Annotated in this window: 23 protein-coding genes; 14 read left to right on the top strand and 9 right to left on the bottom strand. The window is 51.8% G+C overall.

What is annotated here, in order from left to right; genetic code table 11:
* Positions 1 to 42: 42 nt before the first annotated feature.
* Genes CYPRO_RS07020 through CYPRO_RS07010 form a run of 3 tightly spaced genes read right to left on the bottom strand, consistent with a single transcriptional unit; the run spans position 43 to position 1,955 of the window.
* On the bottom strand, positions 43 to 663 hold the full coding sequence (locus tag CYPRO_RS07020) for a sugar transferase (protein WP_114983939.1): 621 nt from the start codon (positions 661 to 663) through the stop codon (positions 43 to 45).
* Positions 664 to 711: 48 nt separating this feature from the next.
* Positions 712 to 1,479 carry a glycosyltransferase family 2 protein gene (locus CYPRO_RS07015; RefSeq protein WP_164682612.1) on the bottom strand — a complete coding sequence of 256 codons (768 nt, stop codon included), beginning with the start codon at positions 1,477 to 1,479 and terminating at the stop codon, positions 712 to 714.
* 32 nt (positions 1,480 to 1,511) lie between these two features.
* Positions 1,512 to 1,955 (bottom strand): hypothetical protein, encoded by a 444-nt coding sequence (locus CYPRO_RS07010; RefSeq protein ID WP_124245556.1) that lies wholly within the window; start codon positions 1,953 to 1,955, stop codon positions 1,512 to 1,514.
* A 584-nt stretch (positions 1,956 to 2,539) separates the two neighbouring features.
* Here CYPRO_RS07010 and CYPRO_RS07005 point away from each other — a divergent pair.
* From CYPRO_RS07005 to CYPRO_RS06975, 7 genes are all read left to right on the top strand, one after another.
* Entirely contained in the window at positions 2,540 to 4,798 is a 2,259-nt protein-coding gene (locus CYPRO_RS07005; protein WP_114983936.1) for a carbohydrate binding family 9 domain-containing protein, read from the top strand.
* A gap of 190 nt (positions 4,799 to 4,988) precedes the next feature.
* Positions 4,989 to 5,285, top strand: coding sequence for an acylphosphatase (locus tag CYPRO_RS07000; RefSeq protein ID WP_114983935.1), 297 nt, complete (start codon positions 4,989 to 4,991; stop codon positions 5,283 to 5,285).
* Between the two features lie 15 nt (positions 5,286 to 5,300).
* A complete protein-coding gene (locus tag CYPRO_RS06995; RefSeq protein WP_114983934.1) occupies positions 5,301 to 5,513 on the top strand; it encodes a hypothetical protein in 213 nt (70 codons plus the stop codon).
* A gap of 396 nt (positions 5,514 to 5,909) precedes the next feature.
* Positions 5,910 to 6,407: a hypothetical protein gene (locus tag CYPRO_RS06990; protein ID WP_114983933.1), complete on the top strand. Its 498-nt coding sequence runs from the start codon at positions 5,910 to 5,912 to the stop codon at positions 6,405 to 6,407.
* A 17-nt stretch (positions 6,408 to 6,424) separates the two neighbouring features.
* Entirely contained in the window at positions 6,425 to 7,264 is an 840-nt protein-coding gene (locus CYPRO_RS06985) for an alpha/beta hydrolase (RefSeq protein ID WP_114983932.1), read from the top strand.
* An 87-nt stretch (positions 7,265 to 7,351) separates the two neighbouring features.
* On the top strand, positions 7,352 to 8,110 hold the full coding sequence (locus CYPRO_RS06980; RefSeq protein ID WP_114983931.1) for a DUF3891 family protein: 759 nt from the start codon (positions 7,352 to 7,354) through the stop codon (positions 8,108 to 8,110).
* 54 nt (positions 8,111 to 8,164) lie between these two features.
* On the top strand, positions 8,165 to 8,908 hold the full coding sequence (locus CYPRO_RS06975; RefSeq protein ID WP_114983930.1) for an SDR family NAD(P)-dependent oxidoreductase: 744 nt from the start codon (positions 8,165 to 8,167) through the stop codon (positions 8,906 to 8,908).
* Between the two features lie 334 nt (positions 8,909 to 9,242).
* Here CYPRO_RS06975 and CYPRO_RS06970 read toward each other — a convergent pair whose 3' ends face one another.
* The gene (locus CYPRO_RS06970; protein WP_164682610.1) at positions 9,243 to 10,673 is read right to left on the bottom strand and encodes an alkaline phosphatase; all 1,431 of its coding nucleotides are present in this window, start codon (positions 10,671 to 10,673) and stop codon (positions 9,243 to 9,245) included.
* A 211-nt stretch (positions 10,674 to 10,884) separates the two neighbouring features.
* Positions 10,885 to 12,285, bottom strand: a complete 1,401-nt coding sequence (locus CYPRO_RS06965) for a class II fumarate hydratase (RefSeq protein ID WP_114983928.1) — start codon at positions 12,283 to 12,285, stop codon at positions 10,885 to 10,887.
* A gap of 261 nt (positions 12,286 to 12,546) precedes the next feature.
* Here CYPRO_RS06965 and CYPRO_RS06960 point away from each other — a divergent pair, with 261 nt between their 5' ends.
* Positions 12,547 to 16,068 carry a DEAD/DEAH box helicase gene (locus CYPRO_RS06960; RefSeq protein ID WP_114983927.1) on the top strand — a complete coding sequence of 1,174 codons (3,522 nt, stop codon included), beginning with the start codon at positions 12,547 to 12,549 and terminating at the stop codon, positions 16,066 to 16,068.
* Positions 16,069 to 16,121: 53 nt separating this feature from the next.
* On the opposite strand, the gene CYPRO_RS06955 is transcribed toward CYPRO_RS06960, so the two are convergent.
* Positions 16,122 to 17,336, bottom strand: coding sequence for an anhydro-N-acetylmuramic acid kinase (locus CYPRO_RS06955; protein WP_114983926.1), 1,215 nt, complete (start codon positions 17,334 to 17,336; stop codon positions 16,122 to 16,124).
* A 109-nt stretch (positions 17,337 to 17,445) separates the two neighbouring features.
* Here CYPRO_RS06955 and CYPRO_RS06950 point away from each other — a divergent pair, with 109 nt between their 5' ends.
* The 6 genes from CYPRO_RS06950 to CYPRO_RS06930 all read left to right on the top strand — a co-directional run bounded on the left by CYPRO_RS06950 (position 17,446) and on the right by CYPRO_RS06930 (position 21,630).
* A complete protein-coding gene (locus CYPRO_RS06950; RefSeq protein ID WP_114983925.1) occupies positions 17,446 to 17,667 on the top strand; it encodes a hypothetical protein in 222 nt (73 codons plus the stop codon).
* Between the two features lie 202 nt (positions 17,668 to 17,869).
* A complete protein-coding gene (locus tag CYPRO_RS16845; RefSeq protein ID WP_270049196.1) occupies positions 17,870 to 17,998 on the top strand; it encodes a hypothetical protein in 129 nt (42 codons plus the stop codon).
* Positions 17,999 to 18,235: 237 nt separating this feature from the next.
* Entirely contained in the window at positions 18,236 to 19,468 is a 1,233-nt protein-coding gene (locus CYPRO_RS06945; protein ID WP_114983924.1) for a serine hydrolase, read from the top strand.
* A 60-nt stretch (positions 19,469 to 19,528) separates the two neighbouring features.
* Positions 19,529 to 20,236, top strand: coding sequence for a cytidylate kinase-like family protein (locus CYPRO_RS06940; protein ID WP_114983923.1), 708 nt, complete (start codon positions 19,529 to 19,531; stop codon positions 20,234 to 20,236).
* Positions 20,237 to 20,323: 87 nt separating this feature from the next.
* Positions 20,324 to 20,836, top strand: coding sequence for a hypothetical protein (locus tag CYPRO_RS06935; protein WP_114983922.1), 513 nt, complete (start codon positions 20,324 to 20,326; stop codon positions 20,834 to 20,836).
* On the top strand, positions 20,836 to 21,630 hold the full coding sequence (locus CYPRO_RS06930; RefSeq protein WP_114983921.1) for an SAM-dependent methyltransferase: 795 nt from the start codon (positions 20,836 to 20,838) through the stop codon (positions 21,628 to 21,630). The genes CYPRO_RS06935 and CYPRO_RS06930 overlap by 1 nt, the downstream gene beginning before the upstream one ends.
* 350 nt (positions 21,631 to 21,980) lie before the next feature.
* Here CYPRO_RS06930 and tnpC read toward each other — a convergent pair whose 3' ends face one another.
* The 3 genes from tnpC to tnpA all read right to left on the bottom strand — a co-directional run bounded on the left by tnpC (position 21,981) and on the right by tnpA (position 24,261).
* On the bottom strand, positions 21,981 to 23,492 hold the full coding sequence (gene tnpC / locus CYPRO_RS06925) for an IS66 family transposase (protein ID WP_114983920.1): 1,512 nt from the start codon (positions 23,490 to 23,492) through the stop codon (positions 21,981 to 21,983).
* A gap of 101 nt (positions 23,493 to 23,593) precedes the next feature.
* A complete protein-coding gene (tnpB, locus tag CYPRO_RS06920; protein ID WP_114982754.1) occupies positions 23,594 to 23,962 on the bottom strand; it encodes an IS66 family insertion sequence element accessory protein TnpB in 369 nt (122 codons plus the stop codon).
* A gap of 2 nt (positions 23,963 to 23,964) precedes the next feature.
* On the bottom strand, positions 23,965 to 24,261 hold the full coding sequence (gene tnpA, locus CYPRO_RS06915) for an IS66 family insertion sequence element accessory protein TnpA (RefSeq protein ID WP_114982753.1): 297 nt from the start codon (positions 24,259 to 24,261) through the stop codon (positions 23,965 to 23,967).
* Positions 24,262 to 24,274 lie beyond the last annotated feature (13 nt).

The following is a 24,274-nucleotide window of genomic DNA, read 5'->3' as shown; positions in this document are numbered from 1 at the left end:
GGATGCCGCGCGTCTAAAGGTTCCCGGGTATATCATACGCCCTCAGTTTTTGCCGATTTTGAGAACCGTCAGCACGGTTTTTATGAGGATGCCGAGATCGTATCTAAAGCTACAGTCAGCAACATACTGTTTGTTCAGGCGCACTTTTTCGGGCCAGATGACTTCATCGTTGTACCGAACGGGATCGGTTTGGGCGAGCAGCTGTTCTTCTTCATCCCGGTACTGCAGGGTTGCCGGACCTGTGATGCCGGGCCTGACACTGAGGATGATGCGGTCTTCCCCTTCGAGATTGCCGGCATATTCGGGCACATCCGGACGCGGCCCGACCAGGCTCATATCACCCTTGAGCACGTTCCAAAGCTGCGGCAGCTCATCGATTTTGGTGCGCCGGAAGAAACGGCCTGTTCCCGTTACATGCTGTAATTCCGCAGTTGTAGTCACGCCTTTTGGTGAGGCTATTTTAGTTCTTAGCGTACGGATTTTCAGAATTTCAAAATGGCGTCCGTGTTGCCCGACGCGGGTATGCCGGAAAAAGCCCGACAGGCCGGTATCGCGGCGTGCAATAACAGCAGCGAGCAGAATCAGCCATCCAAACAGCAGCAGGCCGGTTAAAGCTGTGGTAAAGTCAAAAATCCGCTTTCCGTACGAAGTGTAAAAAGTCATGGGCGCAAGGTAACAAGCGCGGGGCTTCCAAATGAAGCTCAAATGCGCTCAACTACCATAATATTTCCTGAAACCGTTTAGGGTATAAATGAACATCAGCCGGCAGGCCGTCAGAAAGCCGAGTTTTTCCTGTGTGCGATAGAGCTGCCAAATATAGCGCATAGACCTGAGTTTATCCGAAGAAACCGAGCCTTTGCGCATACGGTACACCGCGAGTACTTTCGGGTTTCCGTAAATGGTGCCGCAGCTTCGGATAAGCTTGAGCCAAAGTCCGTAATCGTTGTTTACCGGCAGCAGGGGAAAACGGATTTCATCAAACGCATCCCTTCGCAGCATGGTCGTGAGCAGAGGAACAGAACAGGTTCGCAGCAGTTCTTTTCGGGTGATGGCTTCAGGCACGATGAAAGGCTTCCGAAGCGGGATCAGCTTTTCATCTACCCGTTTATGGGAAGCACATCCGAACGCAAATCCGCCATCTTCCATAAACAGCAGCATTTCCCGGAGGAAATCGGGATACCAGATGTCATCACCATCCAAAAAAGCGATGTATTTCCCCTTCGCCTGCGCCAAGGCCCGGTTGCGGGAGGCGGCAACGCCCAGATTGCGCGTGTTTCGGAATACGTGTATGCGGTTGTCATTCTCGGCAAAACCCTGAATAATATCCGGGGTACTGTCGGTCGAGGCGTCATCAACAATCAAATACTCAAAATCGCCAAACGCCTGATCCAGCACCGACTGTACGGTCTGTGCCACAAATGCTTCAGCATTAAAAACCGCGGTAATGACAGTTACTTGCGGAACACGTGAATCAGGCACGTACAAAGTGACCATTTGCGGTGAATGAGGTGCTAAGCAAATCCGTACATACTCAGCCGGTACCAGGCAAGTAGCAGCAGCACAACGCCTACGCTGAACATCATATATCCGCCCTTACGAATCTGTCCAAGCACCGCCTGCGGTCGTTCGAGTATGAGATTTTTCAGTTGTTTCCAGCGCAGCAGAATTGAGCCTAAGATAAAGAGTATGACCAGCGACCAAACCGAAAACAGAAGTTCAACCCAGGAAAAGGGAACCAGCGAAAGCAGGACGGAAACGCCGGAGAACAGCATCAGATATCGAATGGTTTTGATAAGCAGGGCAGGCCGCTCATCTTTTCGGGCGTGTTCGGTAAGGTACTGCTGAAACGGGGCCGGACGCGAGAACCAGATGAGCCCGTTCACCAGCAGCATGGCACCGAGCACGAAATAATACACTACAAACCAATTCAGGCTTATCTGATGAACAAATGACATGGGAAGAATATAGAAGTTGTTTTTTATGACGCGGCAAAGATACAGCATTCACTATTAATTCACAGCTTTAAGCCTGAGCGTGCCCCTAACCCTTTGGAACCATTCCATATCTGCTAAGCCTGTAAGCTTCTGTTTAACTTGAAACGTGACAGGGCTAAAACTTTCCTGCATCATGGCGGATACTCCATTGCACGACTACCGCTTTTTTCACGTCGGCTTTAACAGCGGAAAATGGTATGCTCACTTTGCCCGCTTTACTAACGATTTTTTGAGATAAGTAGATCGCAATCATAAACACAAGCCCGTCACGATAAGATTTGGTGCAAGCGCTGACCTTATGCAAATTAATTTACCCGCGCGAAGCGACTGTAAGCCTGCTTTCAAAATCATCCTGCAGCTGTAAAAATGCGTTTCTGCTGTGTCTTACAAGCCTGATTTTTCTGTATGTTTGCCCGCGCCAAATCAGCTCCTGTTTCAGTTTTGTCAGTCGTCAGATTCAGTATGATTAACTGTTCTTAGCCACCGCGTGTCATTCACTTACATATTTCAAACGCAGGACGTTGTCTGCACCTTTGATAGCATTTATGTCGTCATTCCGGTTTTTTGTTTACTTGTTTTCAGCGCTGCTACACCTATGGGGTGCGTCCGCATTCGCAGGTCATACTACCGACCAAACTGATGAAGTGATTCATCAGGAAGCTCCGCAAGCGGGTAGTTCCGCAAGCCCGCTGTATGAAATTCTGGCCTACCGTCTTCAGCCTGGTGAGCAGCTGACCTTCGACGGCATACCCGATGAGCCTTTCTGGTCGCGCGCCGTACCTGCAACGAGTTTTACCATGCAGGAGCCTGAGGAAGGTGCCGTTCCTAATCAGCGGACGGAGGTTTTCGTAGCCTACGACGACAATTACCTGTACATCGCTGCTATGCTCTATGATGATGACCCGGACGGTATCCTCGCCTTTCAGAAAAGGCGTAATGCAGCCCTCGGCACCGATGACCGCTTCATGTTTATTCTCGACACCTTTAACACGCAGCGAAACGCCTATTTTTTTGAAACCAACCCCAACGGCCTGCTTGGCGACGGGCTGCTTACCGTTGGTCAGGGGGTTTCCCTCAACAAATCCTGGAACGGCATCTGGGATGTGCGTACCCATGTTGGCGACTGGGGCTGGAGTCTTGAAATCCGGATTCCGTTTCGCTCGCTTGATTTCGATCGCAGTGCAGGGCACTGGGGCATCAATTTTCAGCGCACGATTCGCCGGACCAACGAAGAGATTGTGTGGGCGGGCTGGCAGCGAAATCAGGGCTTATTCCGGCCTGCCGCTGCCGGAAGGCTCACCGGTCTCCGCAACCCCTCGCAGGGACTTGGACTCGAGATCAAGCCCTATGCTACCGGAAGCGGCACAAGCCTGCGAAGTCCCGGCACGGCTGCGGATTATTCCGGCAGTGCCGACGCCGGCTTTGACCTTTCTTACAGCATCACCCCCGGCATCCGGGCTTCGCTGACCGTGAATACCGACTTTGCCGAAACCGAAGTTGATCAGCGCCGCATCAACCTGACGCGCTTTCCCCTGTTTTTCCCTGAACAGCGCGACTTTTTTCTGGAAGGAGCCAATATTTTCAGCTTTGCCTCTTCAAGCGGGGTCACCCCGTTCTTCAGCCGCAGGATTGGTCTCGCTGAAGGGCGCCCCGTGCCCATTACTGCCGGACTCCGGGTACTGGGGCGAACGGAAAATTACACCCTTGGTCTGTATCAGATTCGCACCGGTGAAACTTCTGCCGTGCCTGCCGAAGATTTTACTGCAGCCCGGTATATCCAGAACTTTGGCGCCCGAAGCAGCCTGGGCTTCCTGTACACAAGACGCAATGCTCTTGGTCACTCTGATGCCTTCCACACCTTCGGTACTGACCTCGGGCTGAACACCTCCCGCTTCCTCAACGACAAAAACCTTGAATTTGAGTCCTTCTTCCTTTGGCACAACGATCCCCGTGAAGCGTCCGAATCTTCTGATGCCGACCGCATTGCGTACGGGTTCAGGCTCAACTTTCCGAATTTTCCGTTTTACGGACACGTGTCTTATCGTCAGTTGGGTCAGGCCTACAACCCGGAGCTTGGATTTACCTCACGCAACAGCTTTCGTAGGCTAAACCCCAACATCGGCTACACCTGGGTCGCAGAAAACAACCCGATAATCAGATCTGCCAATGTTTCACTCTCCTACACCTGGCTCACGGACCTGAGCGGACGCACCGAGCTGTCAAGTATTTTCCTGCAGTTTCTGAACCTGCGGCTCGAAAGCGGCGAGCAATTCTGGGGAAGTCTGACGCACGCCTATGAGTTTCTTCCTGTAAGCTTCGACCTGCTTCGGGACGGGCGTTTTATCATAGACGAAGGCAGCTATACTACGACACGCATGTTTTTGGGGATGAGTACCGCTTCCTTCCGAAGGGTAGTGCTCTACACCGGGTTTGCACGGGAAGGGTTCTGGGACGGCATGCGAAATCAGTATGAAGCCTCCCTCACCCTGCGGCCTTACCCCGGCATTAACGTATCCGGCAGCTGGAACCGCGACGCCATCAGCCTTGATGCGGGCAGCTTCAATACCGACCTGTTTCGTTTTTCCGGCAACTTCGACCTCAGTCCTTACATCGCGGTTACCTCCATCATTCAATATGATAACATGAGCGAAATGCTGGGCATGTTCAACCGGCTTCGCTGGACCCTCACCCCCGGCTCTGACCTTTTCCTCGTTTACACCCGCAACTGGATTCAGCTTGAAGACCGCTTCACCCCGCTGGAAACACAGGGCGCCATCAAACTCAATTACACCTACCGCATTTAAGCTGTAGCACCTTTTTAAAGAGCAAAACTGCGCGCCTAAACAAGTCATCATGGCGAAAAATGGATGCAGGAAATCAGGTATCCCATGTTTCAATTTCCTATTTTCCAAAAGGGCCGCTACCGAAAACAGGAGTTAAATTGTGCCGGCGGTCACCTGACTGTTATCCAATTATTGACGAAATTACAGCCCGATGAACAAAGAATTATCTATAGCCACAGCCGCCCGCGTAAAGGTCGAAGGCCGTGTACAAGGGGTAGGATTCCGGTATTTTGTGTACCGCTTTGCCAAACGAAACGATATCACCGGCTGGGTCCGTAATCTGGACGATGGCTCGGTTGAAGCCCATTTCGAAGGGCCCGAGCAAAAGATTGGTCAAATCATTCAGCTTTGCCATGAAGGTCCGGTCGGCTCGAATGTCAAAAAAGTTAGTGTAGAAGAAAAACAGCCGACCCATCAATGGGACGAATTCAGCTTCCGCTATGAATAACAAACTCATTTATCTATGACCCGCAAAATAAAATTTTACACCATTCTCGGCACCGGCATAATCGTGCTGCTTGTGGGGATTATCAGCTTTGTAACGAGCTACGGGGATACCAGCTTCGGCGGTATCGTGCAGCAGGTCACCGCCATGATTGTCGTGTTAGGCGGCATCGTGAACCTGCTCGTTGCAGCTCATCTCAAAAAAGAAATAGGAGCTCCGTCGGGCGAGTGAGCCAAAGTTCGCTGTTAAATTCAGCAATTTGAAACAGGGCAAATTATCAGCCCTGCAATGTATCCGATGCAGCTCTGGCACGCCAAATACCCGCTTACAGGTTTTTATAAAAATGTGATGGAAGATGGTGTTCTGTTGTGAAATCCGCATGACAAGGCTACCCATCTGCTACGATATATTAACGGGTGTGCCGGAAACGGAAGCAATGCAGCTACCTTGCGCTACCGAAGCTTACATTGTAGCTTTGGCTGACATGCTGAACCCCATTCCCTAAACCTGTTTCCTGTTTATGCGATAGCCGTACCAGCTGCGTTATCGCGGCGCTATGCCGGCACAGGACCTTGAAATTCCGCCTCAAGCCGGTCTTCTCTCCCCCTTCATTCCAACCTCATTTTTATGAAAGTACTGCTTCGATCTTTTTTTCTGATCACTTTTTTAGTGCTCTATGCCGGCGTTGAGCTGGCTGATGCGCAGCGGTGGTCACTCAGCCGCAACACCGAAATCGCCCCTTCCGGACCGGTTGGTATTTCCATTTCGGTGAGCAACAACCCCTACCTCGGCATGGATTTTTTCCTGAACGAGCGCTTCAGCCTTTCGGCTTCGGCACATTACGCAGGCTTTTTCAATGAAGATAACGACGCAGTAAGCTACCGCGCGGGTCTGCGCGGCTACAGTGCGGTAACGGCCGGAACACAGACGTACCTCGGGCTTCAGTACATCCGCGACAGCTTCACCGATGCCGACGACCGCGACAGCATTGCTCCGCTCATCGGTTTCCAACAGCGGATGAGTCCGCGATTCGAGCTGTTCGGGGAGCTTGCCCTGCAGATTTCCCTGAGCGATTCTTTCGTGAGCCTTGACCCGACATCGGTCGGCATGCGCTACCGTTTCTAAAGTACAACCCTGTTAAAATGAACAAAGTGAGCACTTTTTGGACCATCATCCTTACCCTTGGCGGTCTGTACGCAGCGCTTGCTTTGCTGCTGTTCCTGTTTCAGGAGCGGCTCATTTTTCTTCCATCAAGGCCGGTCCCCTTCACCCCTGAAGTGGCCGGCCTTCCTTATTCTGAGCACTTTTTCCCCAGCGAAAACGGCAACATGCTGCACGCATGGTTTGTTTTTCAAGAAGGGGATGAAGACGCTTTCAATCGTCCGGCGATTTTGTTTTGTCACGGAAATGCGGGAAACATCGCAAACCGAATCCCGCTGCTTGAAATATTTCACGGGCTGGGCTACAACATCTTCATTTTTGATTATCAGGGCTACGGCAAGAGTGAAGGCCGACCGGGTGAGCGCGAAATTCTGGCAGACGGACTCGCTGCCTTTGATTTTATGACCGACGAACTTGGCATAGCGCACGAGCGGATTCTGCCGCTGGGCCGCTCCATGGGGGGACCTGTTGCGGCTTGGGTCGCCATCAACCGGAACACAAGGGCGCTTGCGCTGGAGTCAACCTTCACCAACATTCCCGACATTGCACGCAAGACCTACCCCATTTTCCCGGTCGGGCTGCTGGCCCGGGTCAAGCTCCCCACCCGCGACTTCGTGAAACAGTTCGACGGGCCGGTACTTGTTGCGCACAGCCCCGGCGACATGCTTATCCCGTACGAAATGGGGCGCATTCTGTATGAAACTGCGCCGGGCACAAGTCACTGGCTCGAACTTGCGGGCAATCACAACGACGGGCACATCGCAACCGGCCCCGCTTTTGGACAGGGCTATCAGGCTTTTATCAATCGCTATTTCAATTAAAAACAGCATGACATCCGCATTGGAAGCTGCAGACGATTGTGTATTTTCAATACCCTGATTCATTCATCCAAACCAAATACCTTTTGCATGATTGTTCGCCCTTCTGCGGATGACACAGCGCTTATCATCACACAGTTGCACCACAGCTACATGACCGGAGCCCTTGCACAGGCCTGGAAGTCCGGGCCGGACGTTCCCGGGATTGCAGCTCATCAGGAACTTGTAGTGCAGGCGGCTTTGCTGCATGATATCGGATGGCTCGACTGGGAAAGTCAGCCGGATTTAGCCCCCAATGGGCACCCTTTTGATTTTCTGGACATGCCCAAGCACCATCATCTGAGTATCTGGAAAAACGGCTTTGAAGACGCCTTTCAGGTTCATCCCCTGATCGGCTTGCTTGTACTTCGGCACAACCTTACCCTTGCCGGCAGCGGGAGCCCTGGCGATGATCATCCGCAGCTTGCCGCCTTTTTTCAGGAATGCGAACACCTTAACGCCCAACTTGAAGCGCAGCTGACCGGCGATTCCGGACTTTCATCCCTAAACCCGGAAAGCCTTCGCGACATGAACGCCTTTATTCTGCTCACCGATTACATCAGCCTGCGCATGTGCATGGGTCCCGAAAAAGAAAGTCCTTTTGGGCCGCCGCCCGCTTTCCGCGGTTTGCAGCTTCAGATGGAGCCGGACCCTTCACAGCCTGAAACATTCCGGATTGGCCCCTGGCCGTTCGAAGGTGACCGCTTTGTTTGGGAAGCCCATGCCTGGCAGCATAGGGCGAAGCTGCCTTTTGCAGAGTTACAGCCTGAACGTCAGGTCAGTTTCCGGATGGAGCTGCGCCCCGCATAATCAGTTTGGCAACGGCTGTTTGCCGCATGCCCAAAACCCTAAACCTTTGTTTTTATGAAACACTTTATCATCACCGGTGCTTCACGTGGTATCGGCTATTCGCTGGCTGTGTCGCTTGCGGCGCCCGGTATCACCCTGCATATTACTGCGCGTGGTGACCTGGGCGGGCTGCTCGATATCGTCTCCAAACGCGGGGCTTCGGCACATGCCTATCAGTTTGATCTCAGCCGCACCGACGGCATTACGGTGCTCACCGATGAAATCTTCGGAAACATCAGTATGCCGGAAGCTACCTACATTGGCCTGGTTAACAATGCCGGCATGCTGCATCCCATCGGGCCGATGGGGAAACACGATACGGAGCACTACCGTCAGAATCTCGAAGTCAATTTCGTGGCCCCTGCCCTGCTCATGCACGAGTTTGTGAAGCGCACCGCCGGATTCAGCGGGGAGCTGCGTGTGCTGAACGTTTCGAGCGGCGCTTCTCAAAATGCCTATCACGGCTGGAGTCATTACTGCAGCACCAAAGCCGGGCTCGATATGCTCACCGACTGCCTGCACCTTGAGCACCGTGACCGGATCAAAACCTACGGCTTCAACCCCGGTCGTACCGATACCCAAATGCAGGATGAAATCCGTGAGCAAAGTCCCGAAGACTTTCAGTACGTGCAAAGCTTCATCGAAGCCAAATCGCAGGGCAAACTCAACAGTCCGGATACCGTTGCGGGGATGATGAAAATCGTGCTGACCGAAGACCGCTTCGAACCGGGAAAAATGGTGAGCGTCCGCGATTTCTGATCGAAGTTGTTTTTACTATTACGGGAGACCTGCAAAGAGAGAGCCTGATTTTTCGGTAAGTTCCATTGCGGGATAGGGGTGCGGGTTTGGCATGCCCACAAAAGCAAGGGACCTGTCTTAGGTTTGGGGTGCGGGAAGTATCACGGCGCCCCTGATGTTCTCGGGGTTTTCCCCAAAAAAATAAAAGCCCGAAATAAACGGCAGTCCGTGGCAGGACCGGATGTTTGTTGTACACCTTGCACGTTTATCGCGCGGTTCCCGGACATTAAAAAACCCCTGAGGCTATTTACAGGCTCAGGGGTTTTTAAGTTGTGAAACGGACGTTTGAAGCGGCTTACGACTGACGCATTTCGGGTATTTCGATTCCGGCCGCGGTGAGCATGAGGCCGAACCAGTCGGTGTTGCGGGTGATTGGCCCGAGGGTTTCGCTGCCGGGGCCTGCGGCGGCGAGTTCGACGTAATCGGCCGTGTGTACGCTGCCCGTAAATGAAACGGCGGTGTAGTTGCTCATGAGGCCGCCAAGCACGTTCATGGGGCGGGCCTTCATGGCGTACGCTGCCTGAAATTCACCCCGTAAAGCTTGCTGCAGCATGCGGGCATGGTCGCGCTCGAAGTCGAGTCCGGTCGCGGTTCCGACCCGTGCTACGATATCTGCAACCGATGAATCTTCGTTCAGGCCGCGCATAATCCAGTTGTTGGTGTAGGTGAACTCCTGAAGGCGGTTGAAGAAGGGATCGGAATCATTGTAGCCGCTTCCGGCTGCGTTGAGCGAGGGGTTGGCGTTGCCGTGATCGGTTGTCATGACGATGAGGGTTTCGTCGGGGTGCTGCAGGTAGAAATCCCAGGCTACGCGAATGGCGTCGTCGAAGGCGATTTGGTCGTAAACGAGGCCGGTAGCGTCCATCGAGTGCGCGGCGTGATCTACGCGCCCGCCTTCGATTTGCAGGATGAAACCGTCGCCGCTCGCGTACAGGGTGTCGATGGCGTATTTCGACATTTCAGCGAGGGTAGGCACGTCGAGCACGAGCTCTTCGGTATTTTCGTGGTCGCGGGAGTAGGGCAGGTGACGCTCCGTGAAGGTGCCGAGCACGCGGCCAAAGCCGTTCGGCTGCCCCAGTTCGGCTTTGGTTAGGGCGACTTTGTAGCCTTTGTCGCGGAAACCGGCGTAGAGATCCTGTCCATCTTCCCGAACATCGGGATCGAAATGGCGTCTGCCGCCACCGAGCATGACATCGACTTCGCGCTCGAGATACTGCGCGGCAATGTCATCCTGCATGTGTCGGCGCTGTACATTGGCCGTGAAGCCGGCGGGGGTTGCGTGCGTGATTTCGGTGGTGGTCACGAGACCGGTTTTGCGGCCGTGACGACCAAAAATTGGGATGATGGGCTCGAACGGATTTTCGTTGTCATCCATATTCACATTGCCGTTGGTGATTCGGTGTCCGCAACCCCAGGAGGACGACGCAGCGGCTGAATCAGGTACGCTTGCGTTGCCGGTTGTCATATCCATGAGGCCGCGGGTTACGGCACGCTGTTCATAAAGCTCAATCCATTTGGAAGGCCGTCCGTGCAGGCGGCGGCTCATGAGGTCGGCCATTTGGAGGGTTCCGTGGCTCATGCCGTCGGAAACCATAAAGATGATGTATTTGGCGCGGCCGGCGAAATTACCGTTCGAAGCCGGCGTCGCACAGGCGGAGGCGACTCCGGAAGCGCCGGCAAACATACCGGTGAGTGCACCGAATTTGAGAAAATCACGGCGATTCAATCCTGCATTTGTTTTTTTTGAATTTTTCATGGGTCTACATTCGCATTTAAAAGAGTTTTGGTGATTCCGCACGGGGTGAATATACAGGAATGCAGGCGTGAAAGTATTAAGAGTTCGTAAATTCGGCTCGCCTTAGGATGACGTCATCCCATAAAAAAAGCTCCCCGACCTAAACCGGGAAGCTTTTTTAAAATTGGAGTGCTGTTTTGCCTTAGTCGGTGAAACCGCCTGCGGTCATCTTGATCGGGTCAAGGGCCTTGTCGAGTTCGGCTTCGCTGAGGTCCGTCATTTCGAGGGCCACATCTTTGAGCGCGCGATCTTCGGCAAAGGCTTTCTTCGCGATTTTGGCGGCGAGATCGTAGCCGATAATCGGGTTAAGGGCCGTCACCAGAATCGGGTTTTTGGAAACCATTTGTTCGATTACGGCTTCACGAACCACAATTTTGGATACCGAAAGCGCTGCGAAATTGGCCGCGCCGTTGGCAAGCAAGCGAATGGACTCCAGTAAGTTATGCGCCACAACCGGCAGCATGACGTTCAGCTCGAAGTTGCCGTTAATGCCGGAAATGTTGATGGTCGTATCATTTCCGATCACCTGCGCGCAGATCATGTTGGTGGATTCTTCGATAACCGGATTTACCTTGCCGGGCATGATGGAAGAGCCGGGCTGCAACGGTGCAAGCTGAATTTCGCCGAGGCCGCTGTTCGGTCCTGAGTTCATCCAACGGAGGTCGTTGGAAATCTTGAGCATGCCCACGGCGATGGTCTTGAGCTGACCGCTGAAATCGACAGGGGCGTCAACCGTGCCCTGTGCTTCGAAATGGTTCTCGGCTTCGCGGAAGCTGTAGCCGGTGTAGGCGCTTATTTTCTCTGCAACAAGGCGTCCAAAATCGGGATGGGTGTTAATCCCGGTTCCTACCGCCGTACCGCCCTGCGGCAGTTCGGACAAACGCGGAAGCGCGGTTTTTACGCGCTCAATACCGAGTTCAAGCTGACGAGCGTAGCCACCGAACTCCTGCTCGATGGTCACCGGCATGGCGTCCATGAGGTGGGTGCGACCGGTTTTTACGACATGCGCGTATTCTTTTCCTTTGGCGAGAAAAGCGTCACGCAGCACGCCCAGGTTCGGAATCAGATTCTTGTTGGCTGCAACAACCGCAGCAACCCGGATAGCGGTCGGAATGACATCATTTGAGCTTTGCCCAAAATTGACGTGATCGTTCGGGTGTACTTTTTTGCCTTCCCCACCTTTTTCAGCCAGAAGCTGCGTAGCGCGGGTCGCGATCACTTCGTTGGCGTTCATGTTAGTTGAGGTACCGGAGCCGGTCTGGAAAATATCGAGGGGGAACTGTCCGTCATGCTTACCGGCGATCACTTCATCGCAGGCCGCGGCAATCACTTCTACCACATCGGCTTCCAAAAGGCCGAGCTCACCGTTGGCTTCGGCACAGGCTTTTTTGATGTAGGCTACGGCCTGAATAAACTCACTGCTGAAGGTGACCCCGCTGATGGGGAAGTTTTCAACCGCGCGCTGGGTTTGGGCTGAGTAAAGGGCATTTACGGGCACTTTAATTTCGCCCATGGAATCTTTTTCAATTCTGAATTCGCTCATCGTAAAAAGGGGGTTTGGTTTGGCTCAGGAAGAGCCGTATGGGTTGATAATTGGGAGATCTGTTCACCAGAGATGGTATTTTTTGCTGCACAAGCCTTAACACCATTACTGATATTAAAATATCATTGTAAGATATGGATTTTACAGGAAGCCTGCAAAATGGCTTTAGCTTCTCCATTTTCCGTAGTGCTTTGATGAGGCAGATTTCCTAAGTTTCGATCCCAAACCACCTTCATCAGTTTTCCCGGAAAGGAGCTGCCTTTGTACCAGAGATTTAGTCATTTCGACCCGATATTACTCAAGCTTGAGAGCCGCATCGTAACTGCCCTTCAGAACGCAGGAATTGTTTGCCTTGAACAGCTCTTCGGAAAGTTTGAAGCGGAGCTGCTCGACATCAAGGGGATCGGTCAGAAGACCGTAGCCCCCATCATGAGTCTGCTTACGAGTTTGCCGTTTGATTACATGAGGGAAGATCTCCCGATTAACCCGGAACTGGATCCGATATTGGGGGTGAGAGAAGTGCTTGCAGATTGGCTTGGTGATACCTACGTAGACTCAGCGGACAGGGACGTCGCACGCGGACTCCAATACTACCGCGAAGATCGCGTCAAACAGATTCTCCGCGAGAATCAGGAAAACACACAGTTTACGGTTGAGGTACAAGGCAACAGAAGCTACAAAGTTTACATCGACCTTCAGCCGCCGCCTTCGCAAGAAGCTTTATATGCGCTCAGGCACCTTGACATCGGAACAAGCTGCACCTGTCCGGCAGCCCGCGGTAACAACTACAGCATTATAAAATGCAAGCATACCATGGCGGCCCTTCTTGAACTCGCGCTGTTAGATCGTCTTGAGCGTTTCGGAAGGGATAGTGATCAAGCCATAAACCTGAGACGACTGAATCAGCTTTTCAAAAAGCCGCCGACCCTTCAGTTACAAAACATCAAAAAGCTGGATAAACCGGGTTATACTTACTGCCTGTTTTTCAACAGTGATATGTGGAGTTTTTTCCCCCAAGCGGTCTATGATGACATCATGGAAAAAAGGCAGTATATCCGAAAAATGAGCTACTACAATTTTTATAACTGGGATCCCTGGGCAAAAGCTAAGCCAGAGCTTTCCCGCGACCATATCATCCTGAATTTCCTGAAAGCCATCTACGAAATTGAGGCGCAAACTTACGCGAACAAGGGTATTCTCATCAGACGGTATGAAGAATTTACTGACATTCTTTCGCTGCTCACCGGCGAAGTAATCAAGATTAAGCATCCGAAAATCTCAACAAAAAAGGCAAGCATCCTGAAAGGCAAAGGCAAGCTTCAGGGATTTATGCTAAGAACCCGGGACGCTGAAAACAATATCATCCCAAACAGCTTCAGCTTAGCCTTTCGCCTACTTCATGGAGAAAACAAAATCCCCCTATCGGAATGCATTCTGATCAGTCGCAAGCCTTGCTGGGTGTATTATGACGGGGGAATCTTTGAAGTAAATGCGGACGAGCAAACGGCCATGCTGATTACGGATATGCAGGCTTCAGACATTACGCTCGAAGCGGATGATGTGGAAGCCTTCTTTCAGGATTTGTTTCCACGAATGCAACAGCATGCGGTTGATTTTGCCTTTGAAGACGGGATTTGCACGGCTTTGGAAATCACCCCTGTGCCCCGCTTGTATCTGACCGAAACATCAGAAGCGCTTTATTTGAGACTCAAATTTGCCTATGACGGATCTGAACCGGATGAAAACATCGAGGCAGATTCTTTCTACACGGCAGCCCTTAGAAGTGACAACGGGGATAATGTGTCCTATAAAATCCGCAGCTTCACCCGGGACAGGAACCTGGAAACCGAATGGGAAGACAGGCTGCGCGCTTCCGGCCTGCAACCCACAGCTTACTCGAATTATTTCTACATCCAAAAGAATCCGATTGAATGGCTTTCAAAAAAGCTTCCGGCACTGGTAAAAGACGGGCTTGAAGTATACGGGGAAGAAACACTCAAAAAGTACGCCCGCCCGAAAAAGATGACGGCTAAAAAGTTTCAGATTTCCAGCGGTATGGATTGGTTTGAACTCAACGGCACGCTGGACTTTGAAGGTCAGCAGCTAAGCCTGAGCGATATCGAGCAGGTTCTCGTTCCCGGTACTTCCTACGTGAAACTTGCCGACGGCACAAACGGCGAGCTGCCCAAGCCCTGGCTGGAGCGCATCCGGAAATTAATGCACCTTATTGAGGCAGGTAAACAAAATGCCCGCGTGCCCAAAATTATGGCGGGACAGCTCGACGCTTTGCTTGAAGAAGCCGATGAGATCGAAAAAGATGAAACCTTCGAAAGCTATGTGGCGCGCCTTCGCTCGTTTGACCGCATAGAAGAAGTGCCGGCTCCCAAAGGCTTTCACGGGGAACTGCGGCCCTATCAGCTTGCCGGACTTTCCTGGCTCTCATTTTTGGGCCGCTACGACTTTGGCGGCATTCTGGCCGACGATATGGGTCTTGGCAAAACCATTCAGGTACTATCCTACATTCAGCACTGCACGGAGCAGACGGGACAGCCGCCGCGCTGTCTGATTGTAGCACCGCGCTCAGTTATCCAAAACTGGCAGGCGGAATCGGCGAGCTTTGTTCCGGACTTAGGCGTTTACGTGCACCACGGAAGCGATCGGAATCAAAATCCGGAAGAATGGCCCGAGGCCGCGCTCATCATCACAACATACAGCACCCTGCGCATCGATATCGAAGTGTTCAAAGAAATCACCTTTGATATAGCCGTACTCGATGAGTCACACAGTATGCGCAACCCCACAAGTCAGACGTTCAAGGCCGTTCGGCTGGTGAATGCCAAACAGCGGATTTGTCTCTCCGGAACCCCGGTTCAAAACACGGTCATGGACTTATGGACGCAGTTTCAGTTCCTGAACCCCGGCATGATCGGCAATCAGGCGCACTTTCTGAACAAATGGGTCAAACCGATTGAGAAGCTTGAAAACAAAGACGCGGGTGAAATGCTCCAAAAAATCACCGCACCCTTCATCCTAAGGCGCACCAAAAAGAAAGTAGCCAAAGACCTGCCTTCGCTCACGTCAAGCATTATTCACTGTCCGATGGAAAAAAGACAGCGCAAATACTATGATAAGCACCGGCAGGTGTACTACGAGATTATCAACAAATCTCTTGATGAGAAAGGCGTGCGGGAGTCGCGCTTCGTGGTACTCGAAGGCCTTACTAAACTACGGCAGATTTGCTGTTCTCCGCTTCTGACCAAGTCAAGTATTCGGGAAGCTGCCAAGATTGACCGCTTTCTGGAGCTGGCCGAAGAGCTGATCAGTGAAGGACACCGCGCGCTGGTGTTTTCGCAATTTGTGAAATTTCTGCGGGTGATTGAGACAGAAGTCAAAAAGCGAAACTGGGACTACGAGTATCTCGATGGCAAAACCAAAGATCGTCAGGAGCGGGTTGATCGGTTTCAGCAAGATGAAAACAAGAAGCTGTTCCTGATCAGCCTCAAAGCCGGGGGCGAAGGACTCAACCTCACTGCGGCAGACTACGTGTTTATCATGGACCCCTGGTGGAATCCGGCAGCGGAACGTCAGGCGATGGACCGCACGCACCGCATCGGGCAAACCGAGAACGTGTTCGTGTACCGGCTGATCTGCCCCGATACCGTAGAAGAAAAGATACTGCAGCTTCAGGAGCGCAAACAAAAGCTTTCGGATCAGCTCATTACCGCTGAAGCCGGTATTTTCAAAGAGCTTGACCGCAAAGAGCTGTTAGAACTATTCGCGTAATTTTTTTTGCAGGATGATGGCTTTCCGGGCTAAAACAGGGTATGGGGTAGTGCTCAGGGCAGGGAGATTTTTGCGAGTCGGACTGGCTGTCCAGGTCGGAAAATTTCGGCTCCTTGCGTGTACAGCGTGAGATAGCCAAGAAGCGCAAAAAGCTGCGTTTCTTTGAAATCTGCGGTGAGACTACCCGAAGCCGTCTCATCGCCGTCCGCTTCCCTTTCACTGCCTGCAATGCGTAGCGGAAGTTCGGTCAGAAGCTCAATCTGCCGGAGCAGGTGCGCGTTTTTGGCACCGCCGCCGCTTACGAGAATTTCGGTGCCGGCGTCGGAAGTCACTGCCGAATTGCACAGGCGGGAAATAGCGTCCGCGACCGTAGTGGCAGTAAGCGCGCTGAGCGTCGCCATAAAATCGGGGAAAGACGGCACCGGAAGACCAGCGGTCCGAATCCTCCTTTCGGTTTCAGTAAGATTGAACAACTCGGGTCCGGTTGATTTGGGAAAGGGAAGCGCGAAATATGGCTCGCGCAACAGCAGCTCGAGTACGGCTTGCTGCAATTGACCGGAAGCTGCGATCACCCCGCCCGCATCCCAGGGCGCGCCTCCATCCCGCTGCATGAGCTGATCCATGAGCTTATTGGCGGGTCCGGTATCCCCGTAAGCTGTTTCTGCCAGTGAAGCGCCGGCACGTAAAACGGTGATGTTTGCAATGCCACCGAGATTAAGCATAATTCGTGTACCGGCTTCAGGCTGCCAGTACAGGTAATCGAGTATAGGCGCAAGCGGGGCACCTTCTCCCCCTTCCGCGATGTGACGCGTGCGAAAATCACTCACGACCGCGCATCCCAATTTCGAAGCGAGATAATCGGCACCAGCAAGCTGCAGGCTGAGCGCCCGGAAAGCTGAACGACTTAGTTTTTCGTGATAAAGCGTTTGTCCGTGTGTGGCAATAAAATGCAGGTCGCTGATATTTAAACCGGCACTTTCGGCGTTTTGCTGCAATACATTCACACAAAACAAGGCAAAGTGCTGTTCAAACTGCAAAAGGTCACGCACCGGCGCATCAGCGCGAAAGCTGAGATGGCGCAGCATACCGGCCAGTTTTTCCGGAAAAGCATGTGTCCGGGCCGTTAGCAGCCGCATGTGTGGGCGAAGCGGTTCTTGCGGAGATGGCGTAATGCGATAAAAAGCGACATCAAGGCCATCCTGCGAAGTACCTGAAAGCAGGGCCGCAGCCGTAAAGTCGCCGGATGGTTCAAATAAAGGCGGGAACATGCTGTAGGATTATGAATTCGGAAATGGTTAATTTGTGTTGCTTGCCGGGAGAGCTGAGAAGAAGTACCCGTGCAACCCAACTTTATTTAATGATACAAAAATAGGAGCTATGGAAGATCAGGGGATTACGGTTGAAGAACTCGCACAGGCACTGGCAAATCAGTTTGACGCTGCCCGTTATGAGATTACCGAAGACAGCTTTCGGGAGATACTGTTCATTCGTATTGAAGGATTAAGCAAATTTGACAGCGCTGAAATTGAAAAACGTGCCAATCCTTTACTTGATGAAATAGAATCTGACTACGAAGAGATCATTTTGGTTGACCTTTAAAAACCGTCACCATGTATTATGAAACGGTGTTAAGCCACCCTTCTTCACATAATATTCATATAATTTCAACCCCCGCATTCGTATATTAAACAAGTGATCAATAACAGACTTCAAACACTTAAATATTTCTTACATTCGTGTTTTAGTACTTGCATATAATCACTTACTTAATTACCTTTAATTTAATGTTACGGAGGTTCAAATGAATACAAACCTCTTCATGAAGCGGAATCAGCTTCATAATTTCGACAAGTATCACAGCAATTTTAAAGCAACAATTTTCGACGCCTTCCGATCCTTCATTGATATGATATTCCGGATTGGCAAATAGCAAGACCCGTATTATTCATAGTAGTTAGTTTGATTAGATTGATTCATAAGATTAGTTGTTAGTTATGTTTGGGAGACCCGGTCATGGAATACTGGCCGGGTTTTTTTTTGCTATTTTTTTGGGGTTTTGAGCTTGTTTTCACGAATTACACGGTATGATGAAGGGTTAGTTCTGTATATTATAATTTAAAGCTGGCTTTTAGCATAAGCCGTAATTATTAGACTTATTTCCGTTTGAATGAAAGCTTTCAAGACACTACTTATTTTCTTCGTCATCACTGCCAGTATTCTCGGTTTGGTAGTAGGGCTTAACTGGACGGCTTTCAAAGTGGTTTTTTCTGACCCCGAATCCTTTTCCGAAGGTTCAGAATGGATAGAAAAAACGTACTCGCTCGCAGGCCTTGTTGAGTTCATGGAAGCTGCACCGGAACATGTTTCGCTGGTCTCTTTAAATTTGACCACCCCAGATGACTCCATCCTCTACAATGCCGAAACGCCCCGCGTAATGGGCGCGCTCTCGAATTTATTTTTACTCATGGAGTTTGAACGCCAATATCAGGCGGGTGAGCTGAATCCCAACGACCGTATTCACCGGGAAGAAATAGACGCTTTTCTCGTGCCAACCTGGTACGAAAACACGCACCGCAACGCCATGCGCAGTGTGGAAACAACCAACGGAACAATGGCCCTTCGCGACGTGCGGTATCTGGTATCACGTAATTACAGTCAGGCTGCCTCAGACTGGCTGTTCTTCTACCTTGGTGCTGAAAGCGTAAACGCGCTCATCGATTCCGTTGGTGCTGGGCGCATAGAACCCTGGATACCGGGCTCAGGCCTGCAAATTGCGGTAATCATGCGGGATGAAGACACCGAGCCCCATACCGAAATTGCCCGGCTGCATGAGATGGATACCGAAGAGCGTCTGTCTGTCGCCAAAACCCTCTCGCAGCGCTATGTACAGGATTCCGATTTTGCGGCTGAAGTAGGTCAGCGCGCAGGTCACATTCGCAACCGCTTGCTTGCTGACGAGCGGGCTACACACAGACTCTGGAGCCGGGCTGAACCGCTCAAACTGGCAGAAATTCTCGCTGATGTCATGGAAGGCCGCTTCATCAGCACCAATGCCGGAGCCCGGATTCTGGAGCCTTTTGGCTGGGCTTTTGAAGATCCGGTTGTTCAGCAGCACGCTTCAGAATACGGCGCACTTTTCGGAAGCCGTCTGGGTTTTCAGACCGGCATGGATTTCGGCACCTCCGTCTATACCGGCAACCGCTTTGCACAGGTACTCTTTTTTGATGACCTTCCGGTCGCCTTCTACCTGCACATGTCAAGCAATCACATGAATCAGGACCTGCAGCGGCGGCTGATTTACGATCCCGAACTCCGCCGGCTCACGCGTCTGGCCTCTGAACAGCGACTGACCCCGCGCGATGAAACTGACGCTCCTACCGCTGCCCACACGACTTTTTAAACTGACTGACCCAAATCCTACACTGACCTTCAATTTCTTATTATTAAATCAGGAGCAAACATGATTTCAAAACTGACGCCTAAGAACACCCGCAGCATTGCTGATTATGTGAAAGAGATTAAAGAAACCAACCGGCTTCGCAGCGGCAGCACGCTTGATCACCCTTTTCCGACCATTACTATTTCCCGCGAATTTGGCTGCGGTGGCTACCCGCTTGCAGAAGAGCTCGTGAAAAGGCTCAGCACCAAAGATCAGAAATGGTTACTCTACTCAAGAGAGCTCATTCTTGATATTGCCAAAGAAACAGACCTGAACCTTGAACTCTTCAATGAAAGTGCCAAATCAGGCGGTTCCAAGCTGTTTCAGGACCTTCAGGAACTCCTCGGGGTTGCACCCTCAGATTTCACACGCTACAAACTACTCGCACAGAACGTCAGAATTATCGGAGATCAGGGCAATGCCGTTATTTTGGGGGCAGGCGCCTCCATTCTCGCGCAAAAAGAAACGCACTTTTTCAATGTCCGCATTACAGGTAGTTTTAATTTCAGGGTAAGCCGGGTAGCCCGCAAGCTCGGTATCAGCCGGTACGAAGCTGAAAAAATGGTTGCTGAAAAAACAGATGAGCGCCTCGAGTTCATCCAAAGCTTCTCCAAACACGACATCAGCGATCCCGGACTTTACCACATGGTGCTTCGCAATGATCATTTCGAGACCGAACACATGGCCGATCTGATTATTGAAGGCATGAAGAAAATGAACCTTATCTGATCAAATCCGATTCAACTGATTCCGACCGGCACACAGAAAGGGTGAACATACTTCGCCCTTTCGTCTTTTAATGAAGTCCTTACCTACATGAAACCGTATCATTTATCACACCTCGCATGGTTCATCCCGCTGGCCCTTACCGCTTTGCTCATACAGCAGGTCTCGGTGTACAATGGCATCAGCAACACCATGGAACAAGGCGAAGAACTCGAAGCCTTTATCACGGATTTCCGGATTAAACAAATTGCGGCCCAAACCAACGGCTACGTAGATTTGCACTTCTTTGACGGCAACGGCGCCGAACGCAAAGAACGCCTAACCCTGCACGCGCAGCACGCCTCACGCCTCATCGGCGCCAACACGGTTGATATCCGCTATCTCGCCGGCACAACCTACGACATTGTAATTATCAAAACTTTCGACTATCACCGCAACACAGTACTGGTAAATATCGGTGTCATTTTACTGTCATTGCTCGTGATGATTCCGGTAAGCATCTGGGCAAGTCGTTACAGTATTCGCAAAGCTGAAGCTGCGAAAGTCTCCGGCGGACAAGAGCTGCGGCTGGAGTTTGAGCAACCCACTGAAAACAAATCCTGATGAGCGCAGAAAGCATTGAAGCCGGTTTCGGAAAGCTTTTCCTTATTCCCACCCCGCTAAGCCGGACCGGAGAAAACACCACCCTGCCCGCGGCAACCCTCGAAATCGCCCGCAGCCTCGACCACTTTGCCGTCGAAAACATACGTCAGGCCGCCTCCTTCCTGCAATGGATTCAGCATCCGGTTCCGGAATTTGAAGTGCATTTTTTCCCGCTCAGCAAATCCACAAGCGAGCTCCGTCTTCAGGAATACGTAAACCTCATGCTCAACGGCACCGACCTCGGCGTACTCACCGACGCCGGCTGCCCCGGCGTTGCCGATCCTGGCGCCGACCTCGTAAAACAGGCGCACAAGTTCGGGATCAAAGTCGTGCCCCTCACCGGCCCCGCCTCCCCCATACTCGCGCTGATGGGCCTCGGCCTCGGCGGCCAAAAATTTGCCTTCAGCGGCTACCTGCCCTCCAAAGCGGAAGCCCGCGCGACCATGCTGCGCGAACTTGAACAACACTCTGCCCAAAGCGGCAGCACCGAGCTCTTCATGGAAACCCCCTTCCGCAACCTCGAAACCCTCAAAGCCGCCACAAGCACCCTGCGGATGGACACTCAACTCGGCGTAGCCGCAAACCTCACAAGCCCCGATGAGCTCATCATCATGTGTGAAGTCAGCGAATGGCAGCGCCGCAAATTCCCCGACATTCAGAAAATCCCCGCCATCTTCGGCCTCAAAGCCGCGCAGGATGTACAGCTCGCCCAAAAACTCAAGCGCAAAGCGGTAAAGAAAAAATTCTCCGCCTGATTCCATCCCTCCTTCCCCCACAAAAGCCCTACAGGAAGCCGGTAAAACCATCCGGGCGATTACGTCCGAATCCCTCGCTATACCAGCCTGTTATTTTTTTGGGGGAAACTCCGAGAGCATCACGGTCAGCAGTATTGGTAACAGGCCTCCCAAATCAGTCTCAGGGCGCCTTGCTTTTTGGGGTTAGGGAATGTAGTGCAACAAATAATTGCGTATTTAGCACACATTGCGCTTAAAAAAAAGCAACGCGTTGCAGAAAAACTGCAAATACCTGACTGTTGCAAAAAAACTGCAACACCGGGCGAATTGCAGATATGCTGCACCTACAGTGTTTATGCATCGTATCCGCGCTACGAACTACATGTTGCTTTAAAGTTCTGAGGGTACAAACTTGTCACTTCGTTGTACCTGGTGGTGCTGATATTTTGCAGGGTATGACGCAGCCATTTGTAGGGGTCAACCTGATGTTTTTTGCAAATGGCCAGTAAGGAGTAGATCATAGCCGCGCGTTGGGCAGCTTCGTGTGAACCAGCGAACAGGTAGTTTTTGCGCCCCAGTGCTACGGGGCGAATCACGTTCTCTACCGGGTTGTTGTCAATCTCCAGATGACCGTCCATCAGGTATTCGCACAGTTGATCCCACTGGTTGATGCAGTAGGCCAGGGCCCGACCAATGGCGCTTCTGGGCTGCACTTTTTTGTACTCCTGAGGGATCCACTTACCCAGTTCATTGATAACCGGAAGACTCTGTTCGAGCCGAAGCTTTTTGCGCTCAGCGGGGGTGAGCTGATTGGTTTGAGCCATGCGCTCTACGGCATACAGCTGTTGTAGCTGCGTCAAAACGTAGCCCGCCCGCGCGGCATCGTTGGTCAATGCCTTGTCAAACTTACGCCGCGCATGGTCCCAGCACCCCAAAGGAGTGATCCCCGGTGTGGCGCCTAAACGTTTATAAGCGGTGAAGCCGTCGGTTTGTAAATAGCCCCGGAATCCGTCAAGCATCTTCTCAGGCCCGGCCCGCTTGCGGGTAGGCTGGTATTCAAACAGTACACTACCGTTGATCGGGGCGTAATATACCCAGTACCAGCCTTGATGCGCGGCGCCTTTTTTGTTGGATTCCAGTACTTTTATGCGGGTTTCATCTACCTGGAGGTAGCCTTGTGACTTGGTTTCGGCTACAAGGTGATCGTAGAGAATGGTCAGCTTCTCCAGGCCCTGACGTGTCCAGCCTTCGATGGTGGAACGGGCTATATCTACGCCCTGCCGCCGCAAGCGCTGCACCTGCCGGTATAAGGGCAGATGGTCAGCATATTTATCAATAAGAATGCTTGCCAGCAGCCCCGCGCCCGGAATACCCTTTTCGATAACCCGCTCGGGCAGTTCGCCAATATGGATTGGATTGGCTTCGGCGGACTTATCTGCATACTTGTAACGAATGTACCGGCGAATAAACAGGTATGCAGGCTTGAGATCGAGCTCTTCGGTCACTTCTTTGCCTATACATACCATCTCAGAGAGGTCACCTTCGGGGTAGATTTCCACCTCCTCTACGGGCAGGTGATCCGGCAGCTTCAGCCGTCCTTTGTGGTTCGGCCGTGCTGTTTTGGTGCGCACATAGCTGATTTTCTGTTCGTGGACCTCAGCTTGTTGAGCCTTGTGAGCGGGGGCGGGTTCAAAGGGAAGGGGCAGCTGGTTTTTGGGTAGCTCGAAGCGCTCGCTTTTTTGTCCATGCAGCATGCGCTGTAATTGGGCAATCAGTTCGTCCTTGCGGGCGAGCTTTTCCTGCAGCACATCAGCGGTTTTCTGCAGCTTATTGGCGTGATCAATAAGCTGGGCTTTGGACATATTTTCGAGTGTTATTTGCATCCAATAAGATAAGCAATAACATGCTCTTATAATACAAAAAAAAGAAGGCTTTTAATTGTTTTTTGCTTCTTATTTGTCTGACTTTTTCCGGCTTTAGTCTTTTAATTACCGGCCTGTTCTGGCTCATTTTTAAGCCGGTTGCACGGCAGCTTCCCGCTGTGTTCCACCTTGATCCCTTCAATCATCACCACCAGTTCGGGCCAGCGAATCCGCGTGGTGTCAGCCCCAAGGGCAGGTACGGCAAAGGTACCCTGTTCCAGCCGCTTGTAGTACAGTACATATCCGCCTGACTGCCATTGCAGCAACTTGATGAGAGTACGGCTGCGGTTGACGAAGACAAAGACGTCACCGGATGCGGGTTCACGCCCCAGCTCGTTGCGAACAAGCCCGCTGAGTCCGTCAAAACTTTTGCGCATGTCACAGGCCTTGCGGTATAAATGGTAGGTATGGGTACTGTTGAGACCAAACATAGTTACCAGACCCGGATTAGTTTGCTAATGAAAGCCACATCCGCACCATCAACGCGAAGGCGTACCCCGTTGGGATAAGTCAGTTCGACCTGACCGGCTTTCGGTGCAGGCCCGGCGGGTTCAACCTGCACGAACCCGCTATTATTAGTTTGTTGCTCCGCCTTATTTTTACGGGTCACCCAATAGCTGAAGGTGGATGTGGTAATCTGGTGCCGGTGGCAAAAGTTAGCCTGAAGTTCACCACTGGCACGCCACTGATCTACCAAGGCAAACATGCGTTGTTCTTTCGTTGTAGCCATAATTTTTTTGGCG

The organism is Cyclonatronum proteinivorum (assembly GCF_003353065.1).
Lineage (GTDB): Bacteria > Bacteroidota > Rhodothermia > Balneolales > Cyclonatronaceae > Cyclonatronum > Cyclonatronum proteinivorum.
Note: the sequence above shows the minus strand (reverse complement) of the source record. Positions and strands in the feature narration are given on the sequence as shown.